This is a genomic window from Zoogloea sp. GW822-FHT05C07 (genome assembly GCF_058800215.1).
Genome location: NZ_CM179510.1, coordinates 4250101 through 4264475 on the forward strand (window position 1 = coordinate 4250101; position 14375 = coordinate 4264475).

Consider the following 14375-nt stretch of genomic DNA (forward strand, 5'->3'; position numbering starts at 1 on the left):
GGAAATCCCCGGAGGCCCTCGTCTTGCGCAATATCCTGCTGTTTGTCCTGTTCCTGCTGGCTGTTTTCTACGTTCGTCGCGCACTGCAGGGTGGCCCGCGGCGTGAGGTGGGCGGCGATGCCGCGCCGGAGCAGGGGGCGAGCCAGGCGCCGGCGGGCCAGATCGAGCAGATGGTGGCCTGCGCCCATTGCGGTGTGCATGTGCCGGAGAGCGAAGGGGTGACGAGCGGCGGCCACTTCTTCTGCTCGGAGGAGCACCGCCGCCTCGGCGCCCGCTCGTGAGCGCCGGCTCCGCCCCCCTCGCGAGCCAATTCCTGCCTGGCGACGACCGTAGCCAGCCGCTGCGCTATCTGAACCTGTTCCGCCTGGTACTGGCCGGAATTTTCCTCGTGGCGGGGCGGGCGCTGCAGCTGGGCAGCGATTCTCCGACCCTGTTCTTCGGTGCCGCCTTCGCCTACCTGGCGGCGGTGCTGATCCTCGGCTTCCCGGACGCCGCACGCCTGCTTGGCATGAATCGCCTGGTCACCGTGCAGGTGCTGGTGGACATCACGTTGCTGACGCTGATCATGTGGGCCAGCGGCGGCTACCGCAGCGGTATGCCGATCCTGATCCTGGTGGCGCTGGCCGGCGCCGGCCTGGTGGGGCAGGGGCGCATGGTGCTGTTCTACGCGTCCTACGCGACGCTGGCGGTGCTGCTGGAGAACACCCTGCGCCTGCTGTCCGACCGGGCGATGACGGACTTCTTCACTGTCGGTGTGACCTGCATCGGCTTCTTCGCCATCGCCCAGGTGGCGCGCCTGCTGGCCTTGCGGGCAATCGCCAACGAGAACCTGGCCCTCCAGCGCGGCGCCGACCTGGCCAGCCAGCTGCGCCTCAACCGGCAGATCATCCAGGACATGCAGGACGGCGTGCTGGTCGTCGGCGAGGATGGCGTCGTGCGTCACTACAACCCCCAGGCGGTGGCGCTGCTCGGCCCCGCACTGCAGGACGGTGCGGTGCTGGCGGCCTGCGCGCCGGCCCTGGCGCGGGAGCTTCAGCTTGGTGCCAGTACGAAGGATTCGGCGCGGCGGATCCGTGCCGAGCTGACCGGCAAGATGCTGCTGGTGCGCCTGCTGCCGGCCGGCGAGGCCGGCGAGACGCTGATCTACCTGGAGGACTACGACCGCACCCATCGCCAGATCCAGCAGGTCAAGCTGGCGGCGCTGGGACGCCTGACGGCCAGCATCGCCCACGAGATCCGCAATCCGCTGGCGTCGGTGTACCAGGCGGCGGAGCTGCTGCGCGACGAGAAGCGCAGCGACATGCAGGCCCGCCTGATCCGCATCATCGGCAACAACGCACAGCGCATCGACCGCCTGGTCGGCGACGTGCTGGCCCTCGGGCGGCGTGACGAGGCGCTGCCGGAAGTCTTGCCGCTGCGGGACTTCGTAGACGAGTTCCTGGAGGAGTTCGCGGTGGCGAATGCCAGTGACGCGGCAGGGCTTGTTGTCAATCGGATCGGACCGGAACTGCAGATCGCGATGGACCGCACCCACCTGCGCCAGATTCTGTGGAATCTTGTGGGCAATGCGCGCCGCCATTGCAGTGGCGGGCCGGCTGCGGTGACAATTACGGCATCGCCCTGCGATGACAGTCGGGTGGCACTGGATGTCTCCGACGATGGTCCGGGGGTTCCCGAAGAACTGCGGACGCAGGTTTTCGAACCCTTTTTCACCACCCATTCGAAAGGGACCGGCCTGGGGCTGTACATTGCCCGGGAGCTGGCCGAGGCCAACGGTGCGTTGCTCGAACTCTGCCGCGACGAGCCGGGCACCTTGCCAGCCGGCGCCCATTTCCGCATCACTGGACGCGTGAAACCATGATCCAGCACGAAAGACGGGCCCGCTCCAGCGGGCCGGATGTCCTCATCGTCGACGACGAGGACGACATCCGCGAATTGCTCGAACTTACCTTGTTGCGCCTCGGCCTGGCCAGCGACGGTGCGGCCAACTTGGCCGAGGCCCGGCGTCTGCTCGGCGAGAAGCGCTACCGCCTGTGCCTGACCGACATGCGCTTGCCTGACGGCGATGGTCTGGAACTGGTGCGCTACATCTCGGAGAACGTCCGCGATCTGCCGGTGGCGGTGATCACCGCCTTCGGCAGCATGAACAACGCGGTGACGGCCCTGAAAGCCGGCGCCTTCGACTACCTCGCCAAGCCGGTTTCCATCGACCAGCTGCGGGCCCTGGTGAAATCCGTCTTCTCGGTGTCGGCTGGGGACTGCGAGGCCCGGCAGAAGGACAGCTCCAGCCTGATCGGCGATTCGCCGGCGATGGTGCAGGTGCGCTCGCTGATCGAGAAGCTGGCCAGGAGCCAGGCGCCGGTCTTCATCTCGGGCGAGTCCGGCAGCGGCAAGGAGCGTGCGGCGCGGATGATCCACGAACTGGGCCCCCGCGCGGCGGCGCCCTTCGTGGCGGTGAACTGCGGCGCGATCCCGGAGAGCCTCATGGAGAGCGAGTTCTTCGGCGCGAAGAAGGGCGCTTTTACCGGCGCTGACTCGGACCGCGAAGGCTTCTTCCAGGCCGCCCACGGCGGCACCCTGTTCCTCGATGAGGTCGGCGATCTGCCGTTGGCGATGCAGGTCAAGCTGCTGCGGGCGATCCAGGAAAAGAAGTTCCGCCGCCTTGGCGACACTGCCGAGACGGCCGTAGACGTGCGCATCCTCAGCGCTACCCACCAGAACCTGAAGGCCATGGTGGAGGCTTCGCGCTTCCGCCAGGACCTGTTCTACCGCCTCAACGTCATCGAACTGCGCATGCCGGCGCTGCGCGAGCGCAGTGAAGACATCCCGCGCCTGGCGGAGATCCTCCTCGAACGCCTGGCCGAGACGTCCGGCATGCCGGTGGCGCGCCTCAGCGAAGGCGCGGTGAAGGCGCTGTGCACCTGTTCCTTCCCCGGCAACGTGCGTGAACTGGAGAACATCCTGGAGCGGGCGCTGGCCCTGTCCAGCGGGCAGATGATCGAGGCGGACGACCTGCTGCTCGATCCGGCCGACATCGGCGAAAGCGGCCCGGCTGTTGCCACGGCGCCGGCCGGCACCGACCTGCAGGACTACCTCGACCAGGTGGAACGCCACGCCATCGAGGAGGCCCTGGAGAAATCCGGCGGTAACCGCACCGCAGCGGCCCGCCATCTGGGCGTGACCTTCCGTTCCCTGCGCTATCGCCTGGAACGGCTGGGCATGAAGGAGTGATGGACGCCGAGGCCACGACCTCTGCGGCGGAGCCGGACGCCGTCCAGCGGGTGGTCAAGGTCCGGCGCGACTACAACGCCTGGGTCGCCCGCGAGACCATCGAGGATTACGCGCTGCGCTTCACGCCGCGCAGCTTCCGGCGCTGGTCGGAATGGCGGGTCGCCAACACCGCCTTCGGCGTGGCGTCCTTTCTGGTGCTGGAGGCCGTCGGCGCCACGCTGCTGGTGGATTATGGGTTCAGCAACGCCCTGTGGGCGATCCTCGCAGCCGGGCTGATCATCTTCCTGGCCGGCCTGCCGATCAGCGTTTATGCGGCGCGCTACGGCGTGGACATGGATCTGCTGACCCGCGGTGCCGGCTTCGGCTACATCGGCTCGACGCTCACGTCGCTGATCTACGCGTCCTTCACCTTCATCTTCTTTGCCCTCGAAGCGGCGATCATGGCCTACGCGCTGGACCTGGCCTTCGACATTCCGCCGGCCTGGGGCTACCTGCTGTGCGCGGTAGTGGTGATTCCGCTGGTCACCCACGGGGTGACGGCGATCAGCCGCCTGCAGGCGTGGACCCAGCCGCTGTGGATCCTGATGCTGGTGGTGCCCTACGTCTTCGTTTTCAACGAACGGCCGGACGTGTTGCACGGCATCGTCTCCTATGGCGGGGAGTACGGCGTGGGGGCGGGGTTCGACATGCGCGCCTTCGGTGCCGCGCTGACGGTGGGTATCGCGCTGATGACCCAGATGGGTGAGCAGGCCGACTACCTGCGCTTCATGCCCGAGAAGACCTCGGCCAATCGCTGGCGCTGGTGGGCCGGGGTGCTGGTCGGTGGGCCCGGCTGGGTGCTGCCGGGGGTCGTCAAGATGCTCGGTGGGGCGCTGCTGGCCTATCTGGCGATCAGCAACTCGGTGCCGGCGGACCGGGCGGTGGACCCCAATCAGATGTATCTGGCCGCCTACGAATACGTCTTTCCCGGCCTGCACTGGGCGGTGGCGGCGACGGCGCTGTTCGTCGTGGTGTCGCAGCTCAAGATCAATGTCACCAACGCCTACGCCGGCTCCTTGGCCTGGTCGAACTTCTTCGCGCGGCTGACACATAGCCATCCTGGGCGGGTGGTGTGGGTGCTCTTCAATACGCTGATCGCACTGGTGCTGATGGAGCTGGACGTCTTCCAGGCCCTCGGCAAGGTGCTTGGCCTGTACGCCAACGTGGCCATCTCGTGGATGATGGCGGTGGTCGCCGACCTGGTCGTCAACAAGCCGCTGGGTCTGTCGCCGCCGGGCATCGAGTTCAAGCGCGCCCATCTGTATGACGTCAATCCGGTTGGCGTCGGCGCGATGGGTATCGCGTCGGTGCTGTCGGTGGCGGCCTATCTGGGCGTGTTCGGGCCGGACGCGGCAGCTTTCTCGGCACTCATCGCATTGGTCGTCGCCTTCGTCACCGCGCCTCTGATCGCCTGGGCCACCGGCGGACGCTACTACATCGCCCGCCGGCCGGTGCCGTCGGCGGCTGGCGGCACGCGCCGCTGCGCGATCTGCGAGAGCGAGTACGAGGCCGACGACCTGGCCCACTGCCCGGCCTACCAGGGCGATATCTGCTCCCTATGCTGTTCGCTGGACGCCCGTTGCAACGACTTGTGCAAGCCCGACGCGCGGCTCGCCGCCCAGTGGTCGGCGGCGATGCGGCGCATCCTGCCGCGCTCCGTGTGGCCTTACCTGGAAACCGGGCTCGGCCACTACCTGCTGCTGATGGGCGTCATCGCGCCGGGGCTGGCCCTGCTGATGTGGCTGCTGCACTACCACGGCCTCAGCCTGCTCGGCGCCAGTGCGCCGGAGTTCGCACCGGCGCTGCAGCTGGCTTTCCTGAAAGGCTACGCGGCGTTGCTGCTGCTGGCCGGGCTGGTGGTGTGGTGGTTGGTGCTGACCCACAAGAGCCGCCAGGTGGCGCAGGAGGAGTCGAACCGCCAGACCCACCTGTTGATGCGCGAGATTGATTCCCACCGGCGTACCGACGAACAGCTGCAGAAGGCCAAGCAGGTGGCCGACCTGGCCAACCAGGCCAAGAGTCGCTACATCACCGCGATCAGCCACGAACTGCGCACGCCGCTGAACAGCATCCTCGGCTACGCGCAGATCCTCGACGGGGACGATTCGATCCCGGTGCACCGACGCCAGGCGATCAACGTGATCCGCCGTAGCGGCGACCACCTGCTGTCGGTGATCGAAGGCACGCTGGATATCGCACGCATCGAGGGCGGCAAGCTGACGCTGGATGTGAAACCGCTCGATTTCCGCGACTTCATGGCGCAGATCGTCGGCATGTTCGAACTGCAGGCGCGCAACAAGGGGCTGGAATTCCGCTTCGAGCCGAAGGGCGAGCTGCCGGCCTTCCTGCGCGCCGACGAGAAGCGCCTGCGCCAGATCCTCATCAACCTGCTCGGCAACGCGGTGAAGTTCACCGCCAGGGGTCATATCAGCCTGCGCTTCGCCTACCGCATGGAGATGGCGACCTTCGAGATCGAAGACTCCGGGCCGGGCATTTCGGCGGCGGAGATCGAGCGCATCTTCGAGCCCTTTTCCCGTGGCAGTTCGGCCCAGGGGGCGAGTGGGGCAGGGCTGGGGCTGACGATCAGCCGCATGTTCGCCGACGTGATGGGCGGCGAACTGACGGTGACGAGCGAACCCGGCGTCGGCACCACCTTTCGTGTGCGCCTGTTCCTGCCGCAGCTGCGCGACGAGCTGGCGACGCGCCAGCTGCCGCGCCGAAACCGGCTGGGCTACCGCGGCGAGCGGCGGCGCATCCTGATTGTGGACAACGAACGGGTGGACCGGGAATTCCTGATCACGCTGCTGGAACCCCTCGGCTTCGTGCTGGCCCAGGCGGCGTCCGGGCAGGAATGCCTTGATGTGCTGCCGGAATTCCGCCCCGACCTGGTCTTCATGGACCTGGCGATGCCGGGCATGGACGGCTGGGAGACGGTGCGCCGTATCCGCGCCGGCGCCCACGCCGCGACGCCGGTGGCGATCATCTCGGCCAACGCCTACGAGCGCGGTCTGCACAGCGACGACAATGATCTGGGCATCGGTGCGGCCGATTTCATCCTCAAGCCGGTGCAGGTGAACGAACTGCTGGACTGGATCGGCCAGCGGCTGGGCCTCAAATGGCTGGAAGCCGGGGACGAACTGCCCGTCGCTCCGCCGGTCGGCTGGATTGCACCGCCGGCAGCGCTGCTGGAGCCGCTGGCCCACCAGGTCGAGCTCGGCTACGTGAAGGGCATCCTGGCCCGCCTGGCCGATATCGAGGCGGCAGATCCGGCCTACGCCCCCTTCGTGGCCGAAGTCCGCGAGCTGACCCGCGGTTTCCGCCTCGACGCCATTCCACCGCTGCTGGAAAAAGCCCGCCATGCCTGATTTCGACCGGCTCAATTCCGACCTCGTGCTGATCGTGGACGACATTCCGGAGAACCTGTCGGTGCTCCACGACGCCCTTGATGAATCCGGCTACACGGTGCTGGTCGCCACCAATGGCGAGACGGCGCTGCAGCGGGCACGCCAGAGCCTGCCCGACGTGATCCTGCTCGACGCGATGATGCCGGGCATGGATGGCTTCGAGGTGGCGCGGCGCCTGAAGGCCGACTTCACGACGCGCCATATCCCCATCGTCTTCATGACCGGGCTGACCGAGACCGAGCACGTGGTGGCGGCCTTCGATGCCGGCGGCGCCGACTACGTGACCAAGCCGATCCGCCCGCAGGAGGTGCTGGCCCGCATTGCCGCCCACATGCAGAGCGCCCGCCTGATGAAGCAGGCCCGCAGCGCGCTGGACGCCTTCGGCCAGGCGACGCTGGCGATCCGCCCGGAGAGCGGCCGCGTGGTCTGGCAGACGCCGCTGGCGCGGAAGCTGATGCAGAGCTATTTCGAAGGTGCGGAAGGGCTGGAGGACCGGGCGCCGCCGTCGGTGATGGCCTGGGTGCAGTCTTCCGGCCGCGCCCGTGGCGAGGGGCGTGAGTTTCCGCCGCTGTCCCTGAACCAGGGCGCGCGCCGGCTGATCTTCACGCTGCACGACCGGACCGGCGACGACGAGTGGCTGGTGAGCCTGCGCGAGGAGTCCGACGCGGCGGTGCTCGACGCGTTGATGGGGGCCTTTCGGCTGACCACCCGTGAGGCCGAGGTGCTGTACTGGGTGATCAAGGGCAAGACCAGCCCGGACATCGGCGAGATCCTCGGCTCCAGCCCACGCACCGTCAACAAGCACCTGGAGCACGTCTTCGCCAAGCTGGGAGTCGAGAACCGAACCGCCGCGGCGTCAGTGGCGATGGCGCGGATCCGCAGCGGCGGTGCCGGCGATGCTTAGTTCAGGCGTTCAGGCCGGGACCACGCTGCGTTCTGCCTCGCTGCGTAGCAGGCGGGTGATGTCCCCGGCAGGTTGCGGTCGGGCGAGCAGGTAGCCCTGCATCACGCGGCACTGGCGTTCCAGCAGGAAGTCGCGCTGGGCTTCGGTCTCAACGCCTTCGGCGACCACGTCGAGGCCCAGGTCGCGGGCGATTGACAGCGTGGCGGTGGCGATCGCGGCGTCTTCCGGGTCGCCGGGCAGGTCCTCGACGAAGGAGCGGTCGATCTTCAGGCGCGTCAGCGGCAGGCGCTTGAGATAGGACAGGCTCGAATAGCCGGTGCCGAAGTCGTCCAGCGCCAGGCCGACGCCCAGATTGCTCAGCGTGGCGAACTGCTGCTCCGTTTCGCCGCTGGGCTGCATCAGCGCGCTTTCCGTGATCTCCAGCTCGATGCTGGTGGGCGGAATGTTCCAGTGGGTCAGCGCATGCTGGAGCCGGTCGATGAAGCCCGGGCGGCGGAACTGCAGGGCCGAGATGTTGATGGCGACGGTCAGCGCCGGCAGGCCCGCAGCGCGCCAGGCGGCTTGCTGGCGCGCGGCTTCGTGCAGCACCCAGTCGCCGATGGCGTGGATCAGGCCGGTTTCCTCGGCAAGGGGAATGAACTCGACCGGGGGGACGCGGCCGCGGTCGGGGCTGTCCCAGCGTACCAGCGCTTCGACGCCGATCAGCCGCTTGCCGGGCATCTCCCACTGGGGTTGATACTCGAGGAACAGCTCGTTGCGCTCGATGGCCCGCCGCAGCGCGTTTTCGAGCATCAGGCGCGCGTAGGCGCGGCTGTTCATGTCCGGCGTGAAGAAACGGAAGTCGTTGCGCCCCTCGTTCTTGGCGTCGTACATGGCGGTGTCCGCGTGTTTCAGCAGCACGTCCACATCGGTGCCGTTGTTGGGGGCGAGGGCGATACCGATGCTGGTGCTGACGGTGAGCTCCTGGCCGTCCATGTCGAAGGGCGGGGCCAGGCTGGCGATCAGCTTCCGGGCCACCGTGGCGGCGTCCTCGGCGCGGGGCAGCTGGGGCAGCAGCACGACGAACTCATCGCCGCCGAGGCGGGCCAGCACGTCTTCGTCGCGCAGGCAGCGGGACAGACGCTCGGCGGCGGCCGACAGCAGGCGGTCGCCGGTCGGATGGCCGAGGGTGTCGTTGACCTTCTTGAAGTTGTCCAGGTCGAGGAACAGCACGCCGACGCAGGTGTGGTTGCGCCGGGCGAGCGCCAGCGCCTGCTCGGCGCGGTTGATCCACAGGCTGCGGTTGGGCAGGCCGGTCAGGGTGTCGTAGTGGGCGAGGTAGTGGATGTGCGCTTCCGCGGCACGGCTTTCCGATACGTCCTGCACGGTGCCGCGCAGCGTGCGCGTGCCACCGGAGCCCGGGGCGGCCTCGATGCTGAAGTGGACGATGTGCCCTTCGCGGGCCGGGCTCGCCAGGCGGACGTCCAGGTTGGCGCTGTCCTGCCCTTGCTGCACCCTGTCGAGGGTTTCCTGCAGCCGGGGACGGTCGTCGGCGCAGACGGCCGCCAGCAGGTTGTGCGCGGTGCTGGCGGTGCCGGGCGGGACGTCGAGGATTCGGTACAGTTCGGCGGACCAATGGCTGCGGTCATTGAGCAGGTCCGTCTCCCAGCTGCCCAAGCGGGCGATGCGCTCGGCGTGGGTCAGCACGGCCTGCTGCTCGATGAGGCGGCGGCCGGCCTCGGCCAATTCGGTGGTCCGCTGCTCCACCAGCTCCTCGGCGCGGCGCGCGTGCCCGGTGGTGGCGAGCAGGAAGGCGCCCAGCACGCCGGTGCTCAGCAGGCCGATGGCGAGCAGGGTCCAGGCTTCCCAGCCCCGGTGGCGGAAGGCGTAGTTCGGAGTAGTGGTGAGGGTCAGCGTCCAGGTCTGTCCGCCGAATTCGATCTGCTCGACCCACGGGACGAGCCCATCGCTGCCGGGCTCGCCGGCTGGCGGACAGGACTGCAGGCCGGCGAGGTGGTGCCCGATCGCCGCGCCATTGACGTTTTCCGTGAGGCAGTAATGGATGCCGGGGATCTCATGGCCGTGCAGCGCGTTGGCTACGCTCTCCTCGATGCGCAGTGCGACGAAGACGAATCCGTCCGGGCTGGCTGGCGGTCTCCGGCCGGCGTGGCTTGTCCGTTGATAGACGACGACGCCCGCTTGTCCCTCGGTCTCCTGCGTGAGCTCGAAGGCGCGGGAGGCGGCGGCTTTCCCGTCGGCACTCGTGCGCAGGATGGCTTCGGCGCTGGCCGGGATGGACGAAATATCCACGCCGAAGACGCGCCGGTTGGATTCCGGTGGGGCGACGAAGCGGACCGGGTCGTACTCGGTGCGGGGCCCGGCCGGGTAGAGCTCGTTGGAGGGGCCCCGCTCCATAATCTGGAAGTCCGGATCTGCCGTGGCGCTGCGGGTTGCGTGTTCGAAGGCGGGGCGTAGCCTGCCCGGTACGCGGGGAATCCAGCCGATCGCCTGCAATCCGCCGGAACGGGAGAGCCAGGATGTGGCGAACTGCTGGAAGCCTTCGTCGTCCAGGTCTGGGGCGGCAACCATGACGCGTTCCGCGGACTGGAGCACCGACAGATAGTCGGAAAGGCGGTTGGTGAGCAGGTTGGCGACGAAGTGGGCGTCGGTCTCGAAGCGGGATTGCAGGCGCTGGCGTTCCCACAGCCCGATCTGGACCTCCAGGCCGACCAGCAGGATCAGCGCGATGCCCATCGGGATTGCGAGCCCGAGGCGGCGGGACGCCCAGTCTCCGCGAGGCTGGCCCCAGAAGGCGAAGATCAACGGGCAGGCGATGAGGATGCCGACGGCGTCGCCCGCCCACCAGTTCCACCAACTGAAAACAGCGTCATGCTCCGGCACGGAGCCGAGCAGGGACAAGGCACCGACGCCGATGCTGGCACTGACCAGACAGCTGAGCGGGGCGGCGAGGAAGAAGAAGCGCAGGATGGCCCCGGCGCTGTCGAGAGGATTGGGAAAGCCGACCCAGCGGCGGACCAGTGCGACGCCGGCGAAGGCCTGCAGAACGGCGCCCGTCCCTACACATAGGGGCATGATCCAGTTGATGCCGCCGAGCCCGGCCTGCAGAACCGCCTCCACGTTGGTGGCCGCCGCACCGATGAAGATGGCCGGCCAGACGCGCCGACCGTAGATCAGCATGCAGGCCAGGGCGATGCCGGCTGGGGGATACAGGGGCGCAACATACCCGGGGGGAATCGCGATATGGAGCGCGATCAGGCCGCATATCGCGTAGGCGACGGTGATTCCGGCGATCTGCTGTATCCGCGAGGAAAAAGGCATGGGGTGTCTGCGGTGTCGGGTTGCGGTTGTCGAAAGCCGATGGCGGTCAAGGGCATTTCTGTGCGAACCCGGGCTCCGTGCGGCAAGTCGCCGCCATTCTAGCGCTCCCCATTTTGTGAGTGGGGGTAACCGGCGGTGGGGTGTGGCGTACTCCGCATAGGCGGCGTTAAAGCGGCCGGCGAGTATCATCAGCTTCCTACTTTCTGTTGGTGTCATCGACTTCGGGAGCTTCGAGGATGTCTTCGTTCAACTTGCCGGACGCGACGCTGCTGGCGTTGCTTGCTGATGATGTGTCATGTGGCGACTTGACCACCGCGTCGCTGGGGATCGGTACGCGGGAAGGGCGGGTGGCCTTCCGCGCCCGTGGCCCGATGACGGTGTGCGGCTCGGAAGAGGCCGCCCGTCTGTTCGAGCTGGCCGGGGCGCGGGCACGCCTGTGGGTGCCGTCGGGGAGTCATGCCGAGGCGGGGCGCCTGCTGCTGGAGGCGGAAGGGGCGGCGGGGCCCTTGCACGCTGCCTGGAAGACCGGCCAGGTGCTGATGGAGTGGGCCAGCGGTCTGGCGACCGGGGCCGCGGTTGTAGTCCGGGCCGCGGAGACGGGGGGGCGCAAGGTGGCGGTGGCGTGCACGCGCAAGAACGTGCCGGGGGCGAAAGCCATGTCGGTGAAGGCGGTGCGTGCCGGTGGGGCGACCATCCATCGCCTGGGTTTGTCCGAGTCCCTGCTGGTGTTCGCCGAACATCGCCTGTTCGTCGCCGAGACGCCGACGCAGACCGTGGCAAGACTCCGGGCGCGGGAGCCGGAAAAGAAGATCGTCGTCGAGGTCGGGAGCGTCGAGGAGGCCAGCGAGTGGGCCCGGGCTGGCGCGGACGTGCTGCAGCTTGAGAAGTTCTCCGTCGAGCAGGTGGTGGCGTGCCGGCAGCAGGTAGACGCGCTCCCGCCGGGGCTGCATGGGCGGCCATTGCTGGCGGCAGCCGGCGGCGTGAAGGCGGACAACGCGGCGGCCTTCGTGGCAGCCGGAGCCGATCTGCTGGTCACGTCCGCGCCGTACATGGCGCCACCGGCGGATGTGGCGGTCTCCTTCGAACTGCCCGAGGCGTAAGCCCCAGCGCGTTCTGCAGCCTGCTCTTGTTGCGATGCGGTAGTATCTCGGCCCCGAGCGGGGCGGGGCGTTGCCGATGGACCCGTGCCCCGGGGCCGGCTTGCCGGCGGTGAGTTCCCGGGACGGATCGTCTGAGCCGTCCGGAGGTGTTACAGGAGAGCCGTATGAGTACAGTGCTTGCCCCCGGGCAAGAGAAGCAGTCCCGTATGCAGGTCCTGCCGGTCGCGCTGGCGGCGATGGGGGTGGTGTTCGGCGATATCGGCACCAGCCCGTTGTATACGATGAAGGAAGTCTTCAACGGTCCTCACGCGGTGCCGGTGACGCCAGACAACGTGCTGGGCATCCTGTCCCTGGTCTTCTGGGCGCTGACCATCGTGGTGTCCCTGAAGTACGTGGTCTACATCATGCGGGCCGACAACCGGGGCGAGGGCGGCATCATGGCCCTGACGTCGCTGGCCCTGCGAACCAGCAAGTCGCCACGCCTGGGGGCCGCGATGGCCGGCCTGGGGCTGTTCGGCGCCGCCTTGTTCTACGGTGACGGGGTGATTACGCCGGCCATCTCGGTGCTGTCGGCGGTGGAGGGGCTAGAGGTGGTTACGCCGGCCTTCAAGCCCTATGTGCTGCCGATCTCGCTGATTGTGCTGACTGGCCTGTTCGTCATCCAGAGCAAGGGAACCGCCCGGGTCGGCGCGGTGTTCGGCCCGGTGATGCTGTTCTGGTTCACGACCCTCGGCGTGCTCGGGGCGATGAACGTCACCCGCCACCCCGATGTGCTGCGGGCCATCAATCCCGCTTACGCAGTGAGTTTCTTTGCCGATAATCATTGGCTCGGCTTCCTGGCGCTGGGCGCCGTGGTGCTGGCGATCACCGGCGGCGAGGCCCTGTATGCGGACATGGGCCACTTCGGCCGGCGCCCGATCAAGGTCGCGTGGTTCGGCTACGTGTTTCCGGCCCTGTACCTCAATTACCTGGGGCAGGGGGCGCTGATCCTCGACAATCCCGCTGCGGTGGCCAATCCCTTCTACCTGCTGGTGCCGCAGCCCCTGCTGCTGCCGATGGTCGGCCTGTCGACGCTGGCCACCATCATCGCCTCCCAGGCGGTGATTTCGGGGGCCTTCTCGCTGACCAAGCAGGCCGTGCAACTGGGCTATTCGCCGCGGATCCACGTGATTCACACCTCCGACAAGGAGATGGGGCAGATCTACGTGCCCAACGTGAACTGGCTGCTGCTCGGGGCGGTGGTGGCGCTGGTGATCGGCTTCCGTTCATCGAGCGCGCTGGCCTCGGCTTACGGCATTGCGGTGACCTTGACGATGATGATCGACACGGTGCTCGCCTTCGTGGTGGTGCGTGCCCTGTGGCAGTGGCGCTGGGCGCCGGCGGTGGCCTTCCTGGCCCTGTTCTTCACTGTCGATTTCGGCTTCTTTACTGCCAACAGCGTCAAGATCTTCGATGGTGGCTGGTTCCCGCTGGCGATGGGGCTGGCGGTCCATACGCTGCTGATGACCTGGAAGAGGGGGCGGGCGCTGCTTTCGGAGCGCATGCGGCAGGACACGATGCCTCTCGACCTGTTCATCCAGTCGATGTTCCATGATCCCCCGCTGCGCGTTCCGGGAACCGGCGTGTTCATGACCACGGCGCCCGACGGAGTGCCCCGTGCGCTGTTGCACAATCTGCTGCACAACAAGGTGCTGCACGCGCGGGTGGTGCTGGTGAACGTGGTGACCGACGACATCCCCTATGTGCCGGCGGCGGACCGGGTCCGTGTGGAGGAGCTCGATTTCGGTTTCTACCGTGTCTTTGTCCGCTATGGGTTCAAAGACGATCCGGATATCCCCGCTGCGCTGGCCATGTGTGAGGACCAGGGCTTCACCTTCGAACTGATGGAGTCTTCGTTCTTCCTCGGGCGGGAGACGTTGATTCCCAGGACCGGCGCCTCCCTCGGCCTGTGGCGGGAGCGGCTGTTCATCCTGCTGTTCAGGAATGCGCACAGCGCCGCCGACTTTTTCTGCATTCCGGCCAACCGGGTGGTCGAATTCGGGACCCAGATCGAGCTGTGATGCCTCCCGTTTTATGCGCTCGTGCTTGATTTTGCGTGCAGAAATCCGTACGTCAAGAAATATGAAATCGTCGTTATTTCATTTTTTTCATTTGAATCAAGTTGCTGGGCTTTTGTTGAGAATTGTTTTCATGCTGTATGGTTTTTTTGTCACGCTCGTTGTGGGCATTAAGCCGGCCGAAATGTCTTTTCCTGTGTGACAGGTATCACGGGCGTTTCCGGCGCCTGGGACTATCGTTCGAGTGCGCGAGATTTCACGCATTTTGCAAATTTGCAGTGCACAATCGGCATGACCTTCACGCCGTCTTCATAGATAATGT

The 14375-nt window shown here is 67.2% G+C and carries 8 protein-coding genes; 7 read left to right on the forward strand and 1 reads right to left on the reverse strand.

Translation table 11 applies throughout. The features are described from left to right. Positions 1-23: 23 nt before the first annotated feature. Genes AC3QL2_RS19585 through AC3QL2_RS19605 form a run of 5 tightly spaced genes read left to right on the forward strand, consistent with a single transcriptional unit; the run spans position 24 to position 7578 of the window. On the forward strand, positions 24-281 hold the full coding sequence (locus AC3QL2_RS19585) for a PP0621 family protein (protein WP_493233043.1): 258 nt from the start codon (positions 24-26) through the stop codon (positions 279-281). Then, a complete protein-coding gene (locus tag AC3QL2_RS19590) occupies positions 278-1861 on the forward strand; it encodes a sensor histidine kinase (RefSeq protein WP_493233042.1) in 1584 nt (527 codons plus the stop codon). The genes AC3QL2_RS19585 and AC3QL2_RS19590 overlap by 4 nt, the downstream gene beginning before the upstream one ends. Next, positions 1858-3231, forward strand: coding sequence for a sigma-54-dependent transcriptional regulator (locus AC3QL2_RS19595; protein ID WP_493233041.1), 1374 nt, complete (start codon positions 1858-1860; stop codon positions 3229-3231). Before AC3QL2_RS19590 ends, AC3QL2_RS19595 begins: the two co-directional genes overlap by 4 nt. Continuing rightward, complete coding sequence (locus AC3QL2_RS19600) at positions 3231-6635, forward strand: hybrid sensor histidine kinase/response regulator (RefSeq protein ID WP_493233040.1); 3405 nt, start codon at positions 3231-3233, stop codon at positions 6633-6635. Before AC3QL2_RS19595 ends, AC3QL2_RS19600 begins: the two co-directional genes overlap by 1 nt. Further along, positions 6628-7578, forward strand: a complete 951-nt coding sequence (locus AC3QL2_RS19605; protein ID WP_493233039.1) for a response regulator — start codon at positions 6628-6630, stop codon at positions 7576-7578. The genes AC3QL2_RS19600 and AC3QL2_RS19605 overlap by 8 nt, the downstream gene beginning before the upstream one ends. Positions 7579-7587: 9 nt before the next feature. Here the strand turns inward: AC3QL2_RS19605 and AC3QL2_RS19610 are convergent, their stop codons facing one another. Then, a complete protein-coding gene (locus AC3QL2_RS19610) occupies positions 7588-10896 on the reverse strand; it encodes an EAL domain-containing protein (protein WP_493233038.1) in 3309 nt (1102 codons plus the stop codon). 236 nt (positions 10897-11132) lie between these two features. Between AC3QL2_RS19610 and modD the strand changes: the two genes are divergently transcribed. After that, complete coding sequence (gene modD, locus AC3QL2_RS19615; RefSeq protein ID WP_493233037.1) at positions 11133-11996, forward strand: ModD protein; 864 nt, start codon at positions 11133-11135, stop codon at positions 11994-11996. Positions 11997-12160: 164 nt separating this feature from the next. Beyond that, positions 12161-14056 carry a potassium transporter Kup gene (locus AC3QL2_RS19620; protein ID WP_493233036.1) on the forward strand — a complete coding sequence of 632 codons (1896 nt, stop codon included), beginning with the start codon at positions 12161-12163 and terminating at the stop codon, positions 14054-14056. The last annotated feature ends 319 nt before the right edge of the window (positions 14057-14375 follow it).

Bases quoted from the DNA above. Each gene is read 5' to 3' on its own strand.
- AC3QL2_RS19595 (WP_493233041.1), top strand. From the start codon at position 1,858: ATGATCCAGCACGAAAGACGGGCCCGCTCCAGCGGGCCGGATGTCCTC.
- AC3QL2_RS19600 (WP_493233040.1), top strand. From the start codon at position 3,231: ATGGACGCCGAGGCCACGACCTCTGCGGCGGAGCCGGACGCCGTCCAG.
- AC3QL2_RS19605 (WP_493233039.1), top strand. From the start codon at position 6,628: ATGCCTGATTTCGACCGGCTCAATTCCGACCTCGTGCTGATCGTGGAC.
- AC3QL2_RS19610 (WP_493233038.1), bottom strand. From the start codon at position 10,896: ATGCCTTTTTCCTCGCGGATACAGCAGATCGCCGGAATCACCGTCGCC.
- modD (WP_493233037.1), top strand. From the start codon at position 11,133: ATGTCTTCGTTCAACTTGCCGGACGCGACGCTGCTGGCGTTGCTTGCT.
- AC3QL2_RS19620 (WP_493233036.1), top strand. From the start codon at position 12,161: ATGAGTACAGTGCTTGCCCCCGGGCAAGAGAAGCAGTCCCGTATGCAG.